Source organism: Kitasatospora sp. NPDC004240, from assembly GCF_053603215.1.
Window position 1 is genome coordinate 42,515 of sequence record NZ_JBSGFD010000006.1, and the last position, 21,301, is coordinate 63,815.

Genomic DNA, 21,301 nt, shown 5'->3' on the forward strand with positions numbered 1-21,301 from the left:
GCACCTCCGATCGTTTCCGGACGGACGGCTGACCGCAGCATGCCCCAGGTGACGGACTCCGTGCTCAGCGTTATCCACAGACCCGATCCCATGATCTGAAGATCTGTTCGCTCACCCTGTGGATAACCTTCCGTCCGGCCTCGGGTCGTGTTCCGGACACCTCCCGTAAGCCTTTCGTTCTCGATCACTCCACGAAAGATTTCGGCCATGACAGCGGACTTCTGTCAGGGGTAACGGGTAACGTCGTGTGCCATGGCGGCCGAACGGGACTCCCATTCCCCGGCGTCGCGTCGGCGTGCCCGTGCAGCGTCCGGGTCCCAGGTCGCGGCGCCGAGCACACGCGGGCGCCCGGATCCCGCCCCGCCACCGCCGGAGCAGCAACTCCCGGCACAGCCCGCCCAGGCGCAGCCGGGCCACGGCCAGGGCACCGAACCCCACCCCCTCCCCGACCGCTCCCGCGTCGAGGTCCGCCGCAGCGCCCGCCGCAGCCGTACGGTCTCCGCCTACCGCGAGGGCGACCGCACCGTCGTCCTGATCCCGGCCCGGATGTCGCACGCCGAGGAGCAGCGCTGGGTCGCGCAGATGCTGGAGAAGCTCGCCGCCCAGGAGAGCCGGCGGGTGCTGGGCGACGACGCGCTGGCGGCCCGGGCCCGCGAGCTGTCCACCGGCTACCTCGACGGCCGGGCCCGCCCCGCCCAGGTCCGCTGGGTCACCAACCAGAACTCGCGCTGGGGCTCCTGCACCCCCAGCGAGCGCACGATCCGGCTCTCGCACCGCCTCCAGGGCATGCCGGAGTACGTCGTGGACTACGTGCTGCTGCACGAGCTGGCCCACCTGCTGGTCCCGGACCACGGGCCCGCGTTCTGGGCGCTGCTGGAGGCCTACCCGCGCACCGAGCGTGCCCGCGGATACCTGGAGGGCGTGGCGTCGGCGGCCCGGCTGCCGCACATCCCGGGAGCCCGCCACGCGGGCCCGGAGAGCGGCCCGCCGGCCCCCACCGAGTCCTGCGCCTGAGCCCCGCACCCCATACCCGGGCAACCCGCACCCCGCGCCCGGCCAACCGGCCCCCGCCCGAGCGCGTCCCCGGGCGTGAAGGGGAACCTTCCGCGCTCCTGCCCCGTCCGGATCAGGTGGGATAAGGTCGCGGCACCATGCCGGTTACGCAACCGTGCCGGTTACGCAGGGAGGGCCAGTTCAGCGCCATGACCAGGGAACTCGCCAAGGCGTCGCGCGTGCGGATAGCCGAACTGACCCCGGGGACCGACCTCTACGTCGGCGTGCACCTCGCCGCGCCCGGCCTCGCCTTCGACATCAGCTGCTTCGGCCTGGACGAGGCGGAGCGGCTCAGTGACGACCGCTACTTCGTCTTCTTCAACCAGCCGGCCAGCCCGGAGGGCTCGGTGCGGATGCTGGGCGCGCAGTCCGGTGACACCGAGGCGTTCCGGGTCGTCCTGCCCGAGGTGCCGCCGGCCATCCACCGGCTGAGCCTGACCGCGACCATCGACGGCGACGGCCAGATGTCGCAGGTCGCCAGCGGGTACGTGCGGATCGTCGCGGACGGCGCGGAGGTCGGCCGGTACTCCTTCACCGGCGCGGACTTCAGCACCGAGCGCGCGGTGATGCTGGCGGACCTCTACCGCCGCAACGGCGAGTGGCGCTTCACCCCGGTCGGCCAGGGCTTCGACGGGGGCCTGCGGGCGCTGCTGGAGAACTTCGGCGGCGAGGCGCTCGACGACGAGGACGCCCAGCCCGCCCCGGCAGCCGTCCCCGCCGCCGCGACCGCCACCCCGGCCCCGACCCCGGCCGCGACCGCCGTCCCGACCCCGGCCGCGACCGCCACCCCGGCCCCGGTCGCGGCGCCCACCCCCGAGCCGACCCTCCAGATCCCCGCCCAGCAGCCCCCCGCCCCGCAGCCGGTCACCCCGCCGTACGCGGCCCAGCAGCCGCCGCAGGCCCAGCAGCCACCCGGCGTCCGCGTCTCCCTGGTCAAGTACGCCGAGCTCCCCGAGCAGTCCGGCTGGCTGAAGCAGAACGACCACCTCGTCCGCTACACCCTCACCAAGGGTCAGGACGTCCTCGCCCTGAACGGCAGCATGGTCGCCTACCAGGGCAAGGCCGACTTCGCCCACGAGAGCTCCGGCATGCTGCGCAAGCTGACCGGCAACCTCACCGGCCAGACGCTCAAGCTGATGCGGGTCTCCGGCGAGGGTCAGGTGTTCCTCGCGGACGAGGCGAGCCACCTCCACGTGGTGCGCCTGGAGGGCGACGCGATCTGCGTCAGCTCGGACCGGGTGCTCGCCTTCGACGCCGGCCTCGACCACGAGGTCCGCCGGATCGAGGGCGAGGGGCTGCCCAACGGCGGCTTCTTCACCCTCCAGTTCAGCGGCCACGGCACGGTGGTGGTGAAGACCAACGGCATCCCGGTGGTGCTGCCGGTGACCCCGGCGCCGGAGACGTACGCCGACATCCACGCGCTGGTGGCGTGGTCGCGCGGCGCACAGGTGATCACCACGGCGCCGGTCCGGATCCGGCGCTCGGCGTACGCGGGGCACGCGGCGGAGTCGCTCAGCCTGCAGTTCCGCGGCGGGCCGGGCAACTTCATCGTGGTCCAGCCGTTCGAGGTCTGAGTCCCACCGCTTCCGGCGTCCAGCACCCAGCAGAAAGGAGGGCACGATGCAGCGGCAGGTGCTCTCGGGCACGTACCTGGAGGGCTACACGGCCTCCCCGCCCACCGCGCGGATGAGCAACCACGGCGGCGCCATGTGCAAGGTCGCCGTCACCGCCACCCAGGACGTGCTGGCCAAGCCGGGCGCGATGGTGGCCTACGACGGCTTCCTGCAGTACGAGCCGGTCTCCCAGTCGCTGCGCCGGGCACTCGGCGAGTGGGCGTCGGGGGAGCGCAGCCCGCTGCTGCGCTGGTTCGGGGACGGCACGCTCTACCTGGCCGACTTCGGCGCGGACGTGCTCAACCTCCAGCTCGACAACGAGTCGCTGTCCGTCAACGGCTCCCACCTGCTCGCCCTGGACTCCTCGCTGAGCTGCACGGTGGAGAAGGTGAAGGGCCCGGCGCTGATGGCCGGAACCGGGCTGTTCAACGTGACGGTGAGCGGCAGCGGCTGGGTCTCCATCACCTCCCGGGGGGTGCCGGTGGTGCTGGACTGCGCCGAGGCCGAGACCTATGTCGACCCGGACGCCCTGGTGGCCTGGACGACCGGCCTGGAGATCAGGACGCGGCGGACCGTCAAGGTCGGGTCGCTGATCGGCCGGGGCAGCGGCGAGGCGATGCAGCTGGGCTTCAAGGGCTCGGGCTTCGTCGTCGTGCAGCCCAGCGAGGACACCTCCGACCGACTCAAGATCCGCGGCTGAGGAGCAGCGAGCACCGTGCAGAGTCCCCTTCTCGACCACACCGCGCTGACCGGCGACGAGCGCTACGCCCTGCAGAACCCGCAGATGCTGCGGGTCGTCCTGGACGGGCGGGCGGAGGTGCTGGCCCGCAGCGGCGCCATGGTCGCCCACACCGGGCGGGTGCAGTTCACCGGCTGGACCCCGCCGGGCTCCCGCCGCAACCGGCAGAACAACCAGCCCACCGCCCTGGACCTGATGCGGTGCAGCGGCACCGGCACGGTCTACCTGGCCAACCTCGCGCAGCACCTGCACATCCTGGAGCTGCGCGGTGAGCGGCTCACGGTGACCAGCAGCTACGTGCTGGCGATGGACACCGGGATCAGCTGGCAGGTGGTCAACATCGAGGGCGGCGAGCGGATCACCGGCGTGGGTACGCACAGTCTGGAGCTGTCCGGCAGCGGGAAGCTCGTCGTGATGACCTCCGGCCGGCCGCTGGTCATGCCGGTGCAGCGCGGGCAGTACGTCTACGCGGACGCCGACGCGGTGGTCGGCTGGTCCTCGTCGCTGGAGGTGCAGCTGCAGGCGCAGAGCTCCAACACCGAGGCCTGGCGGCGGCGCGGCACGGCCACCGAGGGCTGGGAGCTGGCCTTCACCGGCGACGGCTTCGTGGTCGTGCAGCCGAGCGAGCTGCTGCCCCCGCAGCGGGTGCCGGTGCGCTGAGCGCACGGCCGCAGGAGGCACGGCTCTACGAGGGGCCCGGCGGTACGCGCACAGCCGTACGAGGGGGCCCGCCGCCACGGCGGGCCCCCTCGGAGCGGACCGGGGCGGTTCAGCCGGTCAGCTGCCGCGCCCGGGCGACGAGGTCCCGGACCGAGTCGTCGGTCAGCTCGGGCAGGGCGTCGTACGCGAACCAGCGCAGGTCCAGCGACTCCTCGCTGATCAGCTCCCGCGCGCCGGGCGGGGCCACCGCGACGTACTGGACGTCGAGGTGGGTGTTCTCCGGCCGGTCCTTGCCGGTGCAGCGCACCTGGTGGCGGTCGAGCTTGGCGGGGGCCGGGAGGCCGTCGACCGTCAGCAGGGTGAGGCCGTCGATGCCGGACTCCTCGGTGGCCTCGCGCAGCGCGGCGGAGGCCAGGTCGGCGTCGCCCGGCTCGCAGTGGCCGCCCATCTGCAGCCACCGGCCGACCTTGGGGTGCAGGGTGAGCAGGACGCGGCCGGCGGCCGGGTCGACCACGATCGCGCTGGCGGTGATGTGGGCGGGCAGACAGGAGCGGTACAGGCCCCCGGGCTGCTCGGCGAGGTGGTCCAGGTAGTCGCGGCGCAGGGCCTCCTGGACCGGGTCGCCGGGCCGCCAGCCGTCCAGTGCGCGGACGGCGTCGGCGTGCAGGGACCCGGCGGCCGCCCCGGCGGCCGTGTCGGTGACCGTCATGCGGCGGGCCCCTCCTTGCCGTCCTCGCCCGTGCCGGGCGCGTCGTCGCCGGGCGCGCCGGACCCGTCGTCCTTGCGCAGGTCCGGCTTCGGACCCTGGCCGGTGGCGCCGCCGGCCGCGGCCTCGCCGAGGAGCCGGTCGATCGCGTCGAAGTCGAGGCCGCCCTCCAGGCCCCCGGCGGTGTCCCGGTGCACGAAGGCGTCCGGGTCGTCCAGGTCGGCGGCGGTGGGGAGCATGTCGGGGTGCTGCCAGAGGTCGTCGCGGCCCTCGACGCCGCGGGCGTCGGCGAGCAGCGCCCAGAGCCGGGCGGCGTCGCGCAGCCGGCGCGGGCGCAGCTCCAGGCCGACCAGGGTGGCGAAGGTCTGCTCGGCGGGGCCGCCCGCGGCGCGGCGGCGGCGGACGGTCTCGCGCAGCGCGCCGGCCTGCGGCAGGTGCGGCTGGGCGGCGGCGTGGACGACGGCGTCGACCCAGCCCTCGACCAGCGCGAGCGCGGTCTCCAGGCGGGCGAGTGCGGCCTTCTGCTCGGGGGTGTCCTCGGGCTGGAGCAGGCCGCCGGCGAGCGCCTCCTGGAGGGCCTCGGGGTTGGACGGGTCGAGCCGGCCGGCCAGCTCCTCCATCCGGGAGGTGTCGACCTTGATGCCACGGGCGTAGGCCTCGACCGCGCCGAACAGGTGTGCGCGCAGCCACGGCACGTGGGCGAAGAGGCGCTGGTGGGCGGCCTCGCGCAGGGCCAGGTAGAGCCGGACCTCGTCGGCGGGGACGCTCAGGCCCTCGCCGAACTCGGCGATGTTCTGCGGCAGCAGGGCGGCCTTGCCGGCGGGGGCGAGCGGCAGGCCGACGTCGGTGGAGCCGACCACCTCGGCGGCGAGCGCGCCGAGCGCCTGGCCGATCTGGGTGCCGAACATCGCTCCGCCCATCGAGCGCATGACGCCCATCAGCGGGCCGGCCATGGCCTGCATCTCCTCGGGCAGCACGCCGCCCATGGCGTTGCCGACGCGCTCGGCGACCGGGTCGACCAGGTCCTTCCAGACCGGGAGGGTGGCCTCGATCCACTCGGCGCGGCTCCAGGCGACGGCGGTGCCGGCGCCGGAGGGGAACTCGGTGACGCCGTCCAGCCAGAGGTCGGCGAGCCGGACGGCCTCGGCGACGGCGGAGCGCTCGGAGGCGCTGACGGAGCGGTCCTTGCTCTTGCCCTCGGTGGGCTCGGCGACCACGGTCTGCCGGGCGATGTCCTTGGCCAGTTCCCAGTTCACCGGGCCGCCGTCGAAGGAGAGCATCTGGCCGAGCTGCTGGAAGGCGGCGCCGAGGTCGTTGGGGTTGAGCCCGCCGAACATCGCGCCGAAGGGGTTGTCGGACGAGCCGGGGGCGCCGGGCATCCCGGCGCCGGGCATCCCCATGCCGAACAGCGCGCCGAACGGGTTGCCGGCGAAGCCGAACGGCAGCTGGCCGTCCTGCTGGGCGCCGTCGCCCTGCTCGTCCTTCTTCGCGTTCTCGCTCTTCTCGGCGTCGTCGCGCTTGGCCTTGCCGTCCTCGGGCTCCTCGGGCGGAACGCCGAATCCGAAGGGAAGGTCGCTCACGGGGTCCTCGATCCGGTCGGCCGTCTTACGGGTTGGGTGGGGCTCTCGTCTGCCGGCCCGGGCGGTCGGCGGAGCGGGGGAACTCACGGCCGGTGGGCGGCTCCCGCGCGGCTGGCCCGCGCCGGGTGCACCGCCGGGCCTTCGCCTCGGGCAGGATGGACGTACGTGACACACGTACGTACGCACATAAGCTAACCGTGGAGGATGGCCGGTGAGTTCCCCGCCCTCGGACGTTCGCTCTGGGCTGACCGGAGGAGAGGACGACCCGGACACCACGGCGTCGCCGTCTCCAGCCTACGGCGGACGGCCGCTGACCGTGGCCGTCACCGGCGCCGCAGGAGTGCTCGGCGAGCGCGTCGCGGCGCGCCTGGTGGCCTCGCCGCACGTGAAGAAGGTCCTCGCCGTGGACGACCGGCGCGGTGACGTGCCGGGCGTGCAGTGGCGGATCCTCGACGTCCGCGACCCGGCGGTCGCCGAGCGGCTCGCCGGGGTCGACGTGGTGGTCCACCTGGCGATGGACCTCGGCATGGAGTCCGACCCGCGGGCCCGCAGCGCCTACAACGTGCGCGGCGCGCAGACCGTGCTGACCGCGGCCGCGGCGGCCGGGGTGCACCGGGTGGTGCTCTGCACCTCGGCGATGGTCTACGGCGCGCTGGCCGACAACGAGGTCCCGCTGGCCGAGGACTCCGAGCTGCGGGCGACCGAGGAGGCCTCGCTGGTCGGGGACCTGCTGGAGATCGAGCGGCTGGCCCGCCGGGCGCCGCGGGCCCACCCGGGCCTGCAGGTGACGGTGCTGCGGCCGGCGGTGGTGGTCGGCCCGGGCGTCGACACCGTGCTGACCCGGCACTTCGAGGCGCCCCGGCTGCTGGTGGTGGCCGGGTCCCGGCCGTGCTGGCAGTTCTGCCACGTGGACGACCTGGCGGCGGCGCTGGAGTACGCGGCGCTGGGGCTGGTCGAGGGCGAGGTGACGGTCGGCTGCGACGGCTGGCTGGAGCAGGAGGACGTCGAGCGGCTGTCCGGGATCCGGCGGATGGAGCTGCCGGCGGCGCTGGCGCTGGGCACCGCGGCACGGCTGCACCGGCTGGGGCTGACCCCGGCGCCGGCCGGTGACCTGGCCTACACGATGTACCCGTGGGTGGTGTCCGGGAGCCGGCTGCACGAGGCGGGCTGGCGGCCGGGGTTCACCAACGAGCAGGTGCTGGCCGAGCTGCTGGCCCAGGTGTCGGGCAAGCACGCGGTGGCCGGGCGCCGGCTGGGCGGCAAGGAGGCGGCGACCAGCCTGGGCGCGGCCGGCGCGACGGTGGCCCTGGTGGGTACGGCGGCGCTGGTGCGGCGGGCCCGCAAGCGGCGGCGCTTCTGAGGCGGCGCGCCCGGGACGGCGGCGCTGGCAGGTCGGGCGCCCGGGGCTGTCAGGTCGGGGCTGTCAGGTCGGGCGTCCGGGACGGCGGTACGGGCGGTGGCGCGGCCACCGGCCCGCGCCGCCGCCGCGCGCCCCGGCTCCCCGCCCGGACCGCCGCCGTTCTCACGATGCGAAATTTCGCAATCGTGATACGGAAGCCCCTTGCCCCGGACCGCCGGCGATGAGGAATCATGGGGGCATGTCCGAGAACCACGACCCCATCCGCCTGATCGCCATCCGCGACACCCCGCTCTCGCTCGACGAGGTGTACGAGGCGGTCGGCGACGACGCGGCCGGCGGCACGACCGTCTTCGTCGGGACGGTCCGTGACCACGACGGCGGCAAGTCCGTCGGCGCGCTGGAGTACAGCTGCCACCCCACGGCCGAGCAGGAGATGCGCCGGATCGCAGAGAGGATCGTCGCGGACTTCCCGGTCAGGGCGCTCGCCGCGGTGCACCGCGTCGGTCGACTGGAGATCACCGACAAGGCGGTCATCGTCGCCGTGTCCTGCGCCCATCGGGGCGAGGCCTTCGCGGCGGCCCGCCGGCTGATCGACGACCTCAAGCACGAGGTCCCGATCTGGAAGCACCAGGTGTTCTCCGACGGCGAGGAGGAGTGGGTCGGCGCCGGCAGCTGCTGACCCGCGCGCCCGTCGCCCGCCACCTGCCGTCCCGGCGCCCGTCACCTCCCGGCGCCCGCTCCGGCACGGCCCGCCGGGCCGCGCCGGGGGCCCGTGCGGCCCGACCCGTCCGGGTGATCGGGCGGACACGAAGCAAGCCCCCGGTGTGCGGGCGCGCCCGGCCCTCACCCGAACGGGTGCGGGCCGGCGAGCCGCATACTCCCTGGCAGTGAGCCGATCGGCCGTCCCGTAACCCGGACGGCGCCATCCGCGTTGTTCGCCCGGGTGGTTAATCTGCTCATAGACACGACGAGCTGGGAGTACTGAGATGGCTGCGCTCGCCTGGTTGATCATTCCTGTTGTCGCCGCGCTGCTCGCCACCGTCTGGGCCGGGTGGGCCCAGCGCGCGCCGAGGGCCACGGGTGACCCGGCCTCGCTCGCCGAGCACCGGCGCTTCACCGCGGCCCTGGAACGCACCACCGCCGGCGGTGCCACGGACGGCCGCGGCCGCGCCGAGCGGCGCTGACGGCCGTCCGGCGGCCCCGGGGCCTGCCCCTGGCCCGGGCCCGGCGGGCGGTTCGTCACCCGCGTCCCGTACTGTCGAGGCATGCCACGCCGCTCTGCGACGATGCTCGCCGCCACCCTGCTGCTCATAGCGCTGCTCTGCGCGTCGGTGCTGATGAAGGTGCCGTACACGGAGATGAGCCCGGGGCCGACGTACGACACGCTCGGCGTGCAGGAGAAGACGGGCAAGCCGGTGATCACCATCACCGGGCGCGAGTCGTACCCGACGAGCGGGCACCTCAACATGACGACCGTCCAGGTGACCGGGGCCCGGTACGAACCCAGCCTGGTCTCCGCGGTGGTCGGCTGGCTGCGCGACGACGTCATGGTGGTGCCGCACGAGAACGTCTACCCCAAGGGGCAGACGGACGAGCAGGCCAAGAAGCAGAACGCCGAGGAGTTCGCCTCCTCCGAGGACAGCGCCCGCACGGCGGCGCTCAAGCAGCTGGGCATCCCGATCGGCGACGAGCTGATCGTCCGGGCCGTGGTGGCGGGCGGCCCCTCCGAGGGCCGGCTGCACGCCGGTGACCAGATCGTGGCGGTCGACGGGACGGCGGTGGCGACCCCGGCCGAGGTGGCGAAGGCGGTCACCGGACACAAGCCGGGCGAGCAGGTGGTCTTCACCGTCGTGCCGCGGCTGCCCGACAGCGGCGCCGGCGCGGCCAAGGCCGACCCGGCCCCCCGGACCGACGTCACCCTGACCACCCGCAAGGCCGACGACGCCGACAACGCGGTGATCGGGATCGTCACCTCGGTCCGGCACACCTACCCGTTCCAGATCGACATCGGCCTGCAGGACGTCGGCGGCCCCAGCGCCGGGCTGATGTTCTCGCTCGGCATCATCGACAAGCTGACCCCCGGGGACCTCACCGGCGGCAGGTTCGTCGCCGGCACCGGCACCATCGGCGACGACGGCAAGGTCGGGCCGATCGGCGGCATCTCGATGAAGCTGATCGCCGCCCGCGAGGCCGGCGCCGAGTACTTCTTCACCCCCGCGGCCAACTGCGAGGAGGCGCGCAAGCACATCCCGTCCGGGCTGACGCTGATCAGGACCGAGACGCTGGACGGCGCGCTGAAGTCGCTGGAGCAGGTCAGCGCCGGACAGACCTCGGCGCTGCCGTCCTGCGGGAAGTAGCCCCGCGGGACGGCAGCGCCGGCCCGGTCACTTGAAGGTCGCCAGCAGCGCCTCGGTGAGGCCGGGCACCAGCTCGGGGCCGGTCAGCACCTCGCGGGCGACGTCCTTGGAGCGCAGCCGCAGGGCGATCTCCTTCTTACCGTCGCGCAGCACGGCGGCGGTGATCCGCACCTCCTCGCGCTTGGGGTGGTTGGCGACCCACTCGGCGAGCTGGGCGTCGGTGGCGTTGCGCGGCCGGGACTGCTCGGCGCCCGGGGGCAGCATCAGGCGCTCGACGACCAGGGCGCAGCCGGCGACCGCGTCGGGCCAGGCGATGGTGCCGAGGAACTTGTCGAGCTCCGTGCCGGGCGGCAGTTCGTCCTGCTCGACGGGGGTGAGGCCGGGCTCGTCGGTGTCCGCCAGGCCGAGCTGCTTGGCGATCCTGGGGTCGGCCTTGCGCAGCTGGGCGCTGTCGACGAGGGCGAACAGCCGGGCGGGGAGGTCCCAGCCGAGGGTGGCGACGTATTCGTCGATCTCCAGGGCGGCCCGGGTGAGCGGGGTCGCGGCCGGGAGCTTGGAGACGTCGTCGGGGGTGTGGGAGACATCGGACATGTCTCAATCCTCACACGTCGCGGCGGTGCCCGGCGGCCACCGGTGACGGGGGTCCGTCCGTCCCCTCCCGGTGCCCGCGGGCCGGGCGGGCCCCGTAACCGTCTGCTAACGGTGGGAACTCGGCCGAAGACTGGTTAAGTTGCTCTGACGACCGACCGATTCCAGACGACACAGCCGAGGTGCCACCGTGGTCTTCCAGATGCCGGAACGCTCAGGGCCGGGTTTCCGGCGAAGGGTGGGCCCGCCCTCGCGGCGGACGCGGGTGCTCCTGCTGACCCTGGGCGTACTCGCGGTGCTCTTCCTGCTGTTCGTCATGTTCGCCGGGTTCTGGACGGACTGGCTCTGGTTCAGGTCGGTCCACTACTCCTCGGTGTTCACCACCCAGCTGTGGACCAAGGCCGGGCTGTTCACGGTGTTCGGCGTGCTGATGGCGCTGTTCGTGGGCTTCAACATCTGGCTGGCGCACCGGCTGCGGCCGCCGCTGTCGGCGATGTCGGTGGAGCAGCAGTCGCTGGACCGCTACCGGGCGGGCCTGGCGCCGTTCAAGCGCTGGGCGCTGATCGCGGTGTCGCTGGTGATCGGCCTGGTGGCGGGCGCCGCCGCGTCCGGGCAGTGGCGGACCTGGCTGCTGTGGGTGAACGGCACGCCGTTCGGCACCAAGGACGCCCAGTTCGGCCTGGACGTCTCCTTCTACGCCTTCGACCTGCCCTTCTACGAGTTCCTGCTGGGCTTCGCGTTCAGCGCGGTGATCGTGGCGCTGCTCTCCTCGGTGCTGGTGCACTACCTGTACGGGGGCCTGCGGCTGCAGGGCCCGGGCCGGCGGGCGAGTGCCGGGGCGCAGGGGCACCTGGCGGTGCTGCTGGGCGTCTTCGTGCTGCTCAAGGCGGTGGCGTACTGGCTGGACCGGTACGCGCTGGCGGTGAAGACCGGCGCGTACAAGGGGGTCGGCGGCTGGACGGGCCTGCGGTACGTGGACGCCAACGCGTTCCTGCCGGCCAAGACGATCCTGTTCTTCGTCGCGATCATCTGCGCGGTGCTGTTCTTCCTCACCCCGGTCCGCCGGACCTGGGCGCCGGCCCTGATCGGCCTGGGGCTGATGGTGCTGTCGGCGGTGCTGATCGGCGGGCTGTACCCGGCGATCGTGCAGCAGTTCCAGGTCAAGCCGAACGAGCAGGCCAAGGAGACGCCGTACATCCAGAAGAACATCGACGCGACGCGGCAGGCGTACGGCATCGCGGGCAGTGAGTCGCAGCAGTACAACCCGGTGAACTCGACCAGTGGCGAGCAGCTGAAGCCGGACGCGCAGACGATCTCCGACATCCGGCTGCTGGACCCGAACGTGGTCGGCCCGACCTTCCAGCAGAACGAGGCGCTGCGCAAGTACTACGCGTTCCCGAAGTCGCTGGACATCGACCGGTACGGCGCCCAGGACACCGTGCTGGGCGTGCGCGAGATCGACCTGAACGGCATCCCGCGCAACTGGATCAACGACCACTTCAGCTACACCCACGGCTACGGCGTGGTGGCGGCCAAGGGCAACCAGGTCGACTCCAACGGCAACCCGGTCTACACCGAGCAGGCGCTGCCGACCAAGGGCGCCTTCGGGCCGTACCAGCAGCGGGTCTACTACGGCGAGAAGACCTCCACCTGGTCGGTGGTCGGCGGCGACAACGTCGACATCGACTACACCTCGGAGGACGGCAAGCCGGTCACCTACCGCTACGACGGCGGCAGCGGCGTCTCGCTGGAGAACCCGCTGACCCGGGCCGCGTACGCGGTGAAGTTCGGCGAGCTGAAGATCCTCTACTCGGACGCCATCAAGAACGGCTCGAAGATCATCTACGACCGCACCCCCAAGGAGCGGGTCGAGAAGGTCGCGCCGTGGCTGTCCATCGACGCCGACCCGTACCCGGTGGTGCAGAACGGCAAGCTGCTCTGGGTGCTGGACGGCTACACCACCTCGGACGGCTACCCGTTCTCCTCCAAGACCACCCTGGGCGACGTCACCAAGGACTCGCTGACCAGCCAGCGCGGTGAGCTGCTGACCGCCGCCAACAAGGTCAACTACATCCGCAACTCGGTCAAGGCCACCGTGGACGCGTACACCGGCGAGGTGACGCTCTACCAGTGGGACGAGGCCGACCCGGTGCTGAAGACCTGGATGAAGGCGTTCCCCGACACCGTGCGGGCCAAGGCCGACATCCCGTCCACGCTGATGCCGCACCTGCGCTACCCGCAGGACCTCTTCAAGGTGCAGCGCGACCTGCTCGCCGAGTACCACATGACGGACGCCGACGGCTTCTTCAACGGCACCGACGTCTGGCAGGTGCCGGCCGACCCCACCACCACGACCGGTGACGTGCAGCCGCCGTACTACCTGACCGTGCGGATGCCCGGCACCCAGGGCGCGAACTTCTCGCTGACCACCAGCTTCGTGCCGGCGGGCCGGGACAACCTGGCCGCCTTCATGGCGGTCAACGCGGACCCGGGCCCGGACTACGGCAAGATCCGCATCATCAAGATGCCGACCGGCTCCGGGGCGCTCGGCCCCAAGCAGGCGCAGGCCAAGTTCAACTCGGACCCGGCCGTCGCCTACCAGCTCAACCTGCTGAAGAACGGCACCGAGTCGGACGTCGAGTACGGCAACCTGCTGACCCTCCCGGTCGGCGGCGGCCTGCTCAACGTCGAGCCGGTCTACCTGATCGGCCGCAGCGCCAAGGTGCCGGTGCTGAAGAAGGTGCTGGCGACGTACGGCAACGAGAACGCCGTCATCGCGGTCGAGGACAACCTGGAGAAGGCGCTGGCCAAGGTGTTCGGCGCGGCCGCGACCGCCGCGCCCGGCACCCCGACGGTGCCCGGGACGACGCCGACCACCCCGACGCCGGGGGCCGGGACGCCGACCCCGACCCCGACCACCCCGCCGACGGCCAACCCGTCCGCGCCCACCACCCCGGCGCCGACCGCCCCGCCGGCCGGCGCGGGTGACCCGGCGGCGCTGCAGAAGGCGCTCCAGGAGGCCCAGCGCGCCTACACCGCCGGGCAGGAGGCGCTGAAGGCGGGCGACTGGGCCAAGTACGGCGAGGCGCAGAAGGCGCTCCAGGCGGCGCTGGACGCGGCGCTCGCCGCCCAGCAGAAGCCGGCCCAGCCGGCCCCGGCGCCGACGGGGTCCACCGCCCCGGCGCCGACCGGCGGGGCCTCGCCCTCGGCGGGCGCGACGCCGTAGCGCGGCCGTGCCCGGCCCGGGGATCCCCGGGCCGGGCACGGTTTTCCTCCGCCCCCGGTGATCGTGTTATGGTTGGTTCACCGACGCGGGGTGGAGCAGCTCGGTAGCTCGCTGGGCTCATAACCCAGAGGTCGCAGGTTCAAATCCTGTCCCCGCTACTCAGTGGCCCAGAGGCCCGGAGGATCATCCTCCGGGCCTCTGGCGTTTTCTCACGGGGGCCGTACACCTGGCTCCGGTACTATCGACCGTCGCCAAGGACGACGGCAACGTGGTTTGTGGGGCCGAAGTGTCGGGAAATCGACAAAGCGCCGAAGCAATTCCGTCGGCTTCGGGTCCGCCCCGCCGAAATCGGCCGGGGCAGGTGTACGCGGGTTGCGGGTGATGCGACGATGGGACACATGGGGGACGTTGCGCGGCCGCTGACAGGCCGTCCGGTGCGGCGCGCCCCATGGAGCTCCTCCCGGCCGGGGGCCGGGGGCGGATGCCGCGGCACTCTGGGGGAGCGGGAGTCGGCATGAGGCTGATCGGAAAGAACGGATCCAGGCCCGCCGCAGCCACCGAGGCGGACACCGACACCTGGGCGGAGAGCCCCGAGAACGCCTCCGGCACCCACCCCGGCGCCCTGCCTGCCCAGCGCACCAGCGGCCTGACGGAGCGCCGGCCCCTCGGCTACGGCCCGGACAGCCTGGTACACGTCTCCGCCCGCCACTTCACCGCCGCGATCGGCCCGTACGGCGCCGCCGACGGACCCGCCCGCCGGGAGGACGCCGACCCGGACACCCTCGACAGCACCAGCTTCGAGACCGCGCTCGCCGCCCGCGAGCAGGCCGCCCTGGAGGCCCGCAACCGGCAGGCCGCCGACGACGGCGACGCCGAGGCCGCCAGCCGGCTCGGCGCGCTGCTGCTGCGCCGCGGCGACCTGGAGGACGCCGAACCCTACCTGCGCGCCGCGGCCGCCGCCGGGCTGCGCGCCGCCGCCAACAACCTCGGCGTGCTGCTGCACCAGCAGGGCCACCGGGCCGAGGCCGCCCAGTGGTGGCGTCAGGCCGCGGTGGCCGGCAGCGCGCCCGCCGCGCACGCGCTCGGCCTCCAGCTGCGCGACCAGGGCGAGGAGGAGGCCGCCGAGTACTGGCTGCACTTCGCCGCCGACCACGGCCACCCGCTCGGGGCGTACGCGCTGGGCGACCTGATGGAGCACCGGCGGGACGTGCGCGCCGAGCGCTGGTTCAAGGTGTCCGCCGACGCCGGCCACCGGGAGGCCGCCTACCGGCTGGCCCGGATGCGCGAGGCCGCGGGCGACAAGGAGACCGCCGAGACCTGGTACCGCACCGCCGCCGCCCGCAGCCACGCCCGCGCGGCGCTGCGGCTCGGCGTGCTGCTGGAGGAACGCTCCCGCACCGACCAGTCGCTGCTGGAGGAGGCGGCCCGCTGGTACCGGCAGTCCGCGCAGAACGGCGAGCCGCGGGCGGCCTGCGCGCTGGGCTTCCTGCTGCGCGACTCGGGCGACCTCGGCGCCGCCGCCGAGTGGTGGCAGGAGGCCGCCGAGGCGGGCGACGGCAACGCCGCCAACGCGCTGGGCGCGCTGCACGCCTCCCGCGGCGAGGCGGCCGAGGCCGAGCGCTGGTACCGCAGCGCCCTGGACGCCGGGGACCAGAACGGCGCCTTCAACCTGGGCCTGCTCTGCGCCGGCGCCGGCCGCGGGCAGCAGGCCGAGCAGTGGTACCGCAAGGCCGCGTACGCCGGGCACCGGGAGGCCTGCAACGCGCTGGCCGTGGTGCTGCTCCAGCGCGGCGACGAGTCGGGCGCCGAGCCGTGGTTCTCCAAGGCCGCCGAGGCCGGCAGCGTGGACGGCGCCTTCAACCTGGGCGTGCTGCACGCCGGTCGCGGCGAGCAGCGGCAGGCGCAGGAGTGGTACGCGCGGGCCGCCGCCGAGGGGCACGGCGAGGCGGCGCTGCAACTGGCCGTCGTCCAGGAGCAGCGCGGCAACCAGTCCGGGGCGCTGGAGCGCTACCGGCAGGCGGCGGCGGGCGGCTCGGCCGAGGGCGCGTTCCGGCTGGCCTCGATGCTGGACCGGCGCGGCGACGCGGACGCCGAGGCGGAGCACTGGTACGCCCTGGCCGCGGACGCCGGCCACCGGCGGGCGCAGGTGCGGATGGGCGTGCGGGCGGCCGAGCGGGGCGCGCTGGAGATCGCGGAGAGCTGGTACCGGCGGGCCGCCGAGGCCGGCAGCCGCAGCGCGGCGTTCAACCTGGGGCTGCTGCTGGCCCGGCAGGACAGCGAGGCCGAGGCGATGCTCTGGTACACCCGGGCGGCGGACGCCGGCCACGGGCGGGCCGCGCTGCGGCTGGCGCTGCTGGCGCTGCGGCGCGGGGAGCCGGTGCAGGCGGAGAACTGGTGCCGGCGGGCGGCGGACTACGGCCCGGCCGAGGTGGCCGAGCGGGCGGGGCGGCTGCTCGGCGCGCTGCACGCCGAGCTGAGCGCCTGACCGTCGGGCCGGGCGCCTGAGCGCCGGGCGTTCGGGAGGGCCGGTCGTTCCGGGTGCGGTCGTTCGGGGTGCGGGCGGCCGGTCAGGCCTTCGTACAGTCCGGACAGAGCCCGCGGTAGGTGATCTCGGCGCCGGAGACCTGGAAGCCGTAGCGCTGCGCCGCCGGGAGGGCGGCCAGCGGGTCGCCCTCGGGGTGGACGTCGCGGATCGCGCCGCAGCCGGAGCAGACCAGGTGCTGGTGGGCGTGGTGCGCGTTGGGGTCGTACCGCTTGGCGCGGCCGTCGGTGGCGACCTCCAGGACCTCGCCGAGGCCCACCAGCTCGCCCAGCGTGTTGTACACGGTGGCCCTGCTGATCTCGGGGAGGCGTTCCACGGCGCGGGCGTGCACCTCGTCCGCGGTGAGGTGGACGTGCTCGCCGTCGAGGACCTCGGCGACGACGCGGCGCTGCGAGGTCAGACGCCAGCCGCGTCCGCGAAGTCGTTCCAGCAGGTCACTCATGCGTACAGAGTAGGCGAAGCTCCGAGTCTGGGCCCAGTATTGACTTAGACAAAGTCCAAGTTAGGATCGAGTCGTCACGACCGGATCACGCGGAGGCACTTCCATGACGACCCAGGACGACCTGCGGCCCACCCTCACCACGGAGTCCGGCGCGCCCGTCGCCGACAACCAGAACACCGAGACCGCCGGCGTCGGCGGCCCGGCCCTGATCCAGGACCAGCAGCTCTTCGAGAAGCTCGCGCACTTCAACCGCGAGCGGATCCCGGAGCGCGTGGTGCACGCCCGCGGCGCCGCCGCGTACGGCACCTTCACGGTGACCGCCGACGTGACCGCCTACACCCGGGCCGCGTTCCTCTCCGAGGTGGGCAAGCAGACCGAGACCTTCCTGCGGTTCTCCACCGTGGCGGGCAACCTGGGCTCGGCCGACGCGGTGCGCGACCCCCGCGGTTTCGCGCTGAAGTTCTACACCGAGGAGGGCAACTACGACCTCGTCGGCAACAACACCCCGGTGTTCTTCATCAAGGACGCCGTGAAGTTCCCCGACTTCATCCACACCCAGAAGCGCGACCCGTACACCGGCTCGCAGGAGGCCGACAACGTCTGGGACTTCTGGGGCCTGTCGCCCGAGTCCACCCACCAGGTGACCTGGCTCTTCGGCGACCGCGGCATCCCCGCCACCTACCGCCACCTCAACGGCTACGGCTCGCACACCTACCAGTGGCAGAACGAGGCCGGCGAGCACTTCTGGGTGAAGTACCACTTCAAGACCGACCAGGGGATCAGGAACCTCACCCAGGACGAGGCCAACCGCCTCGCCGGCGAGGACCCCGACAGCCACCAGCGCGACCTGCGCGAGTCCATCGAGCGCGGCGAGTTCCCCAGCTGGACGGTGCAGGTCCAGATCATGCCGGCGGCGGACGCGGCGCACTACCGCTTCAACCCGTTCGACCTCACCAAGGTGTGGCCGCACGCGGACTACCCGCCGATCGAGATCGGCCGCCTGGAGCTCAACCGCAACCCCGACAACGTCTTCGCCGAGGTCGAGCAGTCGATCTTCTCCCCGGCGCACTTCGTGCCCGGCATCGGCCCGTCCCCGGACAAGATGCTCCAGGGCCGCCTGTTCGCGTACGCGGACGCCCACCGCTACCGCGTCGGCATCAACGCCGACCACCTGCCGGTGAACCGCCCGCACGCCACCGAGGCGCTCACCAACCACCGCGACGGCCACCTGTACGACGGCCGCCACGGCCGCCGCAAGAACTACGAGCCGAACAGCTTCGGCGGCCCGGCGCAGACCGGCCGCGCGCTGTGGGCCGCCACCCCGGTCACCGGGTACACCGGCAACCACGAGGCGCCCTCGCACGCCGAGGACGACGACTTCGTGCAGGCCGGCACCCTCTACCGGCTGTTCTCCGAGGACGAGAAGCAGCGGCTGATCGCCAACCTGGCCGGCTTCATCGCCAAGGTCTCCGCCGACCGCGAGGACATCGTCGAGCGGGCGGTCGAGAACTTCCGCAAGGCGGACGCCGACTACGGGCAGCGCCTGGAGACGGCGGTGCGGGAGCTGCGCAAGCGGTGACGCCGCCCCGATGAACGGCGGGCCCCGGGAGAGCTGAGGAGCGGTCTCCCGGGGCCCGCGCACCTCTTTCGGGCGCCCGCTCGCCTCCGGGCCGCTCCGGTCCGGTGCCGACAGTCGTCACTCCAACGCCGCTCGTTCCTCGCGGCGTCCTCGCTCCATCCCTTTCGGCACCGGCGCGGCCTTCGGCTCACGGACGCGGTCTTTCGGGCGCCCGCTCGCCTCCGGGCCGCTCCGGTCCGGTGCCGACGTCCCCCAGCCTGACGGCCGGGAGGTGCCCCCACGCTCCAACGCCGCTCGTTCCTCGCGGCGTCCTCGCTCCATCCCTTTCGGCACCGGCGCGGCCCTTCGGCTCACGGACACGGTCTTTCGGGCGCCCACGCCATCACGGCCGCCCGGGCGCCCCGGAGGCGAAGGGGCGCGGGCTAGACAGCCAGCCGGCGCAGGGCCTCCTCGTGGAGCAGGCCGTTGGAGGCCACCGCGTCGGCCCCGCCGGGGCCGGGGATGCCGTCCAGGCCGGTGAAGCGGCCGCCGGCCTCCTCGACGATGACGCAGTTGGCCGCCATGTCCCACAGCGACAGCTCCGGTTCGGCGGCGATGTCCACCGCGCCCTCGGCGACCATCATGTACGACCAGAAGTCCCCGTACGCGCGGGTGCGCCAGCAGGCCCGGGTGAGGTCCAGGAACGGGTCGAGGCGGCCGCGCTCCTCCCAGCCGGAGAGCGAGGAGTAGGAGAACGAGGCGTCCTCGATCCGGGAGACCCCGGAGACGTGGATCCGGCTCGCCTTGGCCAGGCTGCGGCCGGCGAAGGCGCCGAGGTCCTTGGCGGCCCACCAGCGGCGGTTGATCGCGGGGGCCGAGACGATGCCGACCACCGGGCGCTCGACGCCGTCCGGGCCGTCCTCCAGCAGGGCGATCAGGGTGGCCCAGACCGGGACGCCGCGGATGTAGTTCTTGGTGCCGTCGATCGGGTCGATCACCCAGCGGCGCGGGCCCGTGCCCTGGAGGCCGAACTCCTCGCCGAGGACGGCGTCGCGCGGCCGGGCGCGCTGGAGCACCCCGCGCACCAGTTCCTCGGCGGCCTTGTCGGCGTCGCTGACCGGGGTGAGGTCCGGCTTGGTCTCGATCTTGAGGTCGAGTGCGCGGAAGCGCTCCAGGGTGACCGAGTCGGCCGAGTCGGCGAGGACGTGGGCGAGTCGGAGATCGTCGTGGTAGTCGGCCATGTCCGAACCCTAGCGAGCCCTCCCCGATCGGGACAGTCGGGCTCGCGGAGCGGACACGGCGACTCCGGGCCACTCCCGGGCGGCCTTCAGTGGCTCGAACCGCTGAGCTGCAGGCCGATGACGCCGGCGATGACCAGGCTGATCGAGACCAGCTTGAGGGTCGAGGTGGACTCGCCGAGGAAGACCATGCCGTAGATCGCGGTGCCGGCGGCGCCGATGCCCGTCCAGACCGCGTAGGCGGGGCCGACCGGGAGGGTCTTCAGGGAGAGGGTGAGCAGGCCGAAGCTGCCGAGGGCGAAGACGCAGAAGCTGATGGTGGGCCAGAGCTTGGTGAAGCCCTCACTGAGCTTGAGGTTGATCGCGAAGCCGGTCTCCAGCAGGCCGGCCAGGATCACCAGGGCCCATGCCATCGCGTGCTCTCCCTGTCGATCGGCGGACGGGCCGTGAACCGGCCCGACTTTCCTATGATCGCCACGAGGTGCCGCGGCGACACCTCGTACACGGGAAAACGGCGAGAATTCCGGCCCCGCCGGCCCGCGCGGCGGCGTACGGGCGGGCCGGCGGGTGCCGGAACGGTTCGTCAGTCGCCCTCGCGGGCCTCCTTGCTGGCGAACAGGCGGCGCAGCGAGTACAGCCGGGCCTCATCGGCGTGGCCGTCCGCGACCCAGGCGTCCAGGGCGCAGTCCGGCTCGTCGTGACTGCAGGCGCGCGGGCACTCCTCGGTGCCGGGCTCCAGGTCGGGGAAGGCGTGGATCACCCGGGACGGGTCGATGTGGGAGAGACCGAAGGAGCGGAAGCCCGGGGTGTCGATCACCCAGCCCGGGTCCAGCGCCTTCTTCGAGCCCGGCTTGACGCCCGGGGGCGGTGGCAGCCGCAGGGCGAGCGCCGAGACGGTGGTGTGCCGGCCGCGGCCGGTGACCGCGTTGACGTGGCCGGTGCTCCGCTGGCGCTCCGGGACGAGGGCGTTGACCAGCGTGGTCTTTCCGACCCCGGAGTGGCCGATGAACACCGTGGAGAGCCCGCGCAGGCGCTCGCGGACCGCCTCGGCGCCGGTGGTGGCCAGCTCGTCCCGCCGGGTGACCACGTACTCGATGCCCAGCGGCGCGTACGCCTCCAGCAGCGGCCCGGCGGGCGCCAGGTCCGACTTGGTGAGCACCAGCAGCGGCTCCATGCCCGCGTCGTACGCGGCGACCAGGCAGCGGTCGATCAGCCGGGGCCGCGGCTCCGGGTCGGCCAGCGCGGTGACGATGGCCAGCTGGTCGGCGTTGGCGACGACGATCCGCTCGTACGGGTCGTCGTCGTCGGCGGTGCGCCGCAGGACGGAGGTGCGTTCCTCGACCCGGACGATCCGGGCCAGGGTGTCGGCGTCCCCGGAGAGGTCGCCGACCAGGTTGACGACGTCGCCGACCACGACGCCCTTGCGGCCCAGCTCGCGGGCCTTCATGGCGACGATCTGGCGTTCCTGCCGGGTGCCGGCGTCGACCAGGCAGGTCAGCCGGCCCCGGTCGACGGTCAGGACCATCGCCTCGGCGGCGTCCTCGTGCTTGGGCCTGATCCGGGTCCGCGGCCGGGAGCCCCGGCGGGCGGGGCGGTTGCGGATGTCGTCCTCGTCGGCGTCCTTGCCGTAGCGGCGCAT

18 protein-coding genes and 1 tRNA gene are annotated in these 21,301 nt (G+C 73.4%); 12 read left to right on the forward strand and 7 right to left on the reverse strand.

All coding sequences use genetic code 11. The features are described from left to right. Positions 1 to 252 precede the first annotated feature (252 nt). The 4 genes from ACWEQL_RS02990 to ACWEQL_RS03005 all read left to right on the forward strand — a co-directional run bounded on the left by ACWEQL_RS02990 (position 253) and on the right by ACWEQL_RS03005 (position 4,065). Positions 253 to 1,014, forward strand: a complete 762-nt coding sequence (locus ACWEQL_RS02990) for a M48 metallopeptidase family protein (RefSeq protein ID WP_452148376.1) — start codon at positions 253 to 255, stop codon at positions 1,012 to 1,014. 188 nt (positions 1,015 to 1,202) lie between these two features. Next, positions 1,203 to 2,627, forward strand: coding sequence for a TerD family protein (locus ACWEQL_RS02995; RefSeq protein WP_452148377.1), 1,425 nt, complete (start codon positions 1,203 to 1,205; stop codon positions 2,625 to 2,627). 46 nt (positions 2,628 to 2,673) lie between these two features. Further along, positions 2,674 to 3,366: an AIM24 family protein gene (locus ACWEQL_RS03000; protein WP_452148378.1), complete on the forward strand. Its 693-nt coding sequence runs from the start codon at positions 2,674 to 2,676 to the stop codon at positions 3,364 to 3,366. A 15-nt stretch (positions 3,367 to 3,381) separates the two neighbouring features. Next, a complete protein-coding gene (locus ACWEQL_RS03005; protein ID WP_452148379.1) occupies positions 3,382 to 4,065 on the forward strand; it encodes an AIM24 family protein in 684 nt (227 codons plus the stop codon). 109 nt (positions 4,066 to 4,174) lie between these two features. Here the strand turns inward: ACWEQL_RS03005 and ACWEQL_RS03010 are convergent, their stop codons facing one another. Then, positions 4,175 to 4,774: an NUDIX hydrolase gene (locus ACWEQL_RS03010; protein WP_452148380.1), complete on the reverse strand. Its 600-nt coding sequence runs from the start codon at positions 4,772 to 4,774 to the stop codon at positions 4,175 to 4,177. Beyond that, entirely contained in the window at positions 4,771 to 6,351 is a 1,581-nt protein-coding gene (locus ACWEQL_RS03015; RefSeq protein WP_452148381.1) for a zinc-dependent metalloprotease, read from the reverse strand. Before ACWEQL_RS03015 ends, ACWEQL_RS03010 begins: the two co-directional genes overlap by 4 nt. A gap of 211 nt (positions 6,352 to 6,562) precedes the next feature. Here ACWEQL_RS03015 and ACWEQL_RS03020 point away from each other — a divergent pair, with 211 nt between their 5' ends. The 4 genes from ACWEQL_RS03020 (at position 6,563) to ACWEQL_RS03035 (ending at position 10,068) form a co-directional block, all read left to right on the forward strand. After that, entirely contained in the window at positions 6,563 to 7,711 is a 1,149-nt protein-coding gene (locus tag ACWEQL_RS03020) for an NAD-dependent epimerase/dehydratase family protein (protein ID WP_452148382.1), read from the forward strand. Between the two features lie 238 nt (positions 7,712 to 7,949). Continuing rightward, positions 7,950 to 8,390: a molybdenum cofactor biosynthesis protein MoaE gene (locus ACWEQL_RS03025; protein ID WP_452148383.1), complete on the forward strand. Its 441-nt coding sequence runs from the start codon at positions 7,950 to 7,952 to the stop codon at positions 8,388 to 8,390. A 307-nt stretch (positions 8,391 to 8,697) separates the two neighbouring features. After that, positions 8,698 to 8,895 carry a hypothetical protein gene (locus ACWEQL_RS03030; protein ID WP_452148384.1) on the forward strand — a complete coding sequence of 66 codons (198 nt, stop codon included), beginning with the start codon at positions 8,698 to 8,700 and terminating at the stop codon, positions 8,893 to 8,895. A gap of 81 nt (positions 8,896 to 8,976) precedes the next feature. Continuing rightward, the gene (locus tag ACWEQL_RS03035; protein WP_452148385.1) at positions 8,977 to 10,068 is read left to right on the forward strand and encodes a YlbL family protein; all 1,092 of its coding nucleotides are present in this window, start codon (positions 8,977 to 8,979) and stop codon (positions 10,066 to 10,068) included. A 27-nt stretch (positions 10,069 to 10,095) separates the two neighbouring features. Here ACWEQL_RS03035 and ACWEQL_RS03040 read toward each other — a convergent pair whose 3' ends face one another. Continuing rightward, entirely contained in the window at positions 10,096 to 10,659 is a 564-nt protein-coding gene (locus tag ACWEQL_RS03040) for a PPA1309 family protein (protein ID WP_452148386.1), read from the reverse strand. 199 nt (positions 10,660 to 10,858) lie between these two features. On the opposite strand from ACWEQL_RS03040, the gene ACWEQL_RS03045 reads away from it, so the two are divergent. The 3 genes from ACWEQL_RS03045 (at position 10,859) to ACWEQL_RS03055 (ending at position 16,367) form a co-directional block, all read left to right on the forward strand. After that, the gene (locus tag ACWEQL_RS03045) at positions 10,859 to 13,882 is read left to right on the forward strand and encodes a UPF0182 family membrane protein (protein WP_452148387.1); all 3,024 of its coding nucleotides are present in this window, start codon (positions 10,859 to 10,861) and stop codon (positions 13,880 to 13,882) included. Positions 13,883 to 13,966: 84 nt separating this feature from the next. Continuing rightward, a tRNA-Met gene (locus ACWEQL_RS03050) sits at positions 13,967 to 14,040 on the forward strand. Positions 14,041 to 14,396: 356 nt separating this feature from the next. Further along, the gene (locus ACWEQL_RS03055) at positions 14,397 to 16,367 is read left to right on the forward strand and encodes a sel1 repeat family protein (RefSeq protein ID WP_452148388.1); all 1,971 of its coding nucleotides are present in this window, start codon (positions 14,397 to 14,399) and stop codon (positions 16,365 to 16,367) included. An 82-nt stretch (positions 16,368 to 16,449) separates the two neighbouring features. On the opposite strand, the gene ACWEQL_RS03060 is transcribed toward ACWEQL_RS03055, so the two are convergent. Further along, positions 16,450 to 16,866, reverse strand: coding sequence for a Fur family transcriptional regulator (locus tag ACWEQL_RS03060; RefSeq protein WP_452148389.1), 417 nt, complete (start codon positions 16,864 to 16,866; stop codon positions 16,450 to 16,452). Positions 16,867 to 16,969: 103 nt separating this feature from the next. Here ACWEQL_RS03060 and ACWEQL_RS03065 point away from each other — a divergent pair, with 103 nt between their 5' ends. Further along, positions 16,970 to 18,445 carry a catalase gene (locus ACWEQL_RS03065; protein ID WP_452148390.1) on the forward strand — a complete coding sequence of 492 codons (1,476 nt, stop codon included), beginning with the start codon at positions 16,970 to 16,972 and terminating at the stop codon, positions 18,443 to 18,445. A 422-nt stretch (positions 18,446 to 18,867) separates the two neighbouring features. Here ACWEQL_RS03065 and hisN read toward each other — a convergent pair whose 3' ends face one another. The 3 genes from hisN to rsgA form a co-directional block, all read right to left on the reverse strand. After that, a complete protein-coding gene (gene hisN, locus ACWEQL_RS03070) occupies positions 18,868 to 19,665 on the reverse strand; it encodes a histidinol-phosphatase (RefSeq protein WP_452148391.1) in 798 nt (265 codons plus the stop codon). An 86-nt stretch (positions 19,666 to 19,751) separates the two neighbouring features. After that, on the reverse strand, positions 19,752 to 20,075 hold the full coding sequence (locus tag ACWEQL_RS03075) for a DMT family transporter (RefSeq protein WP_452148392.1): 324 nt from the start codon (positions 20,073 to 20,075) through the stop codon (positions 19,752 to 19,754). A gap of 170 nt (positions 20,076 to 20,245) precedes the next feature. Further along, the gene (gene rsgA, locus ACWEQL_RS03080; protein WP_452148393.1) at positions 20,246 to 21,301 is read right to left on the reverse strand and encodes a ribosome small subunit-dependent GTPase A; all 1,056 of its coding nucleotides are present in this window, start codon (positions 21,299 to 21,301) and stop codon (positions 20,246 to 20,248) included.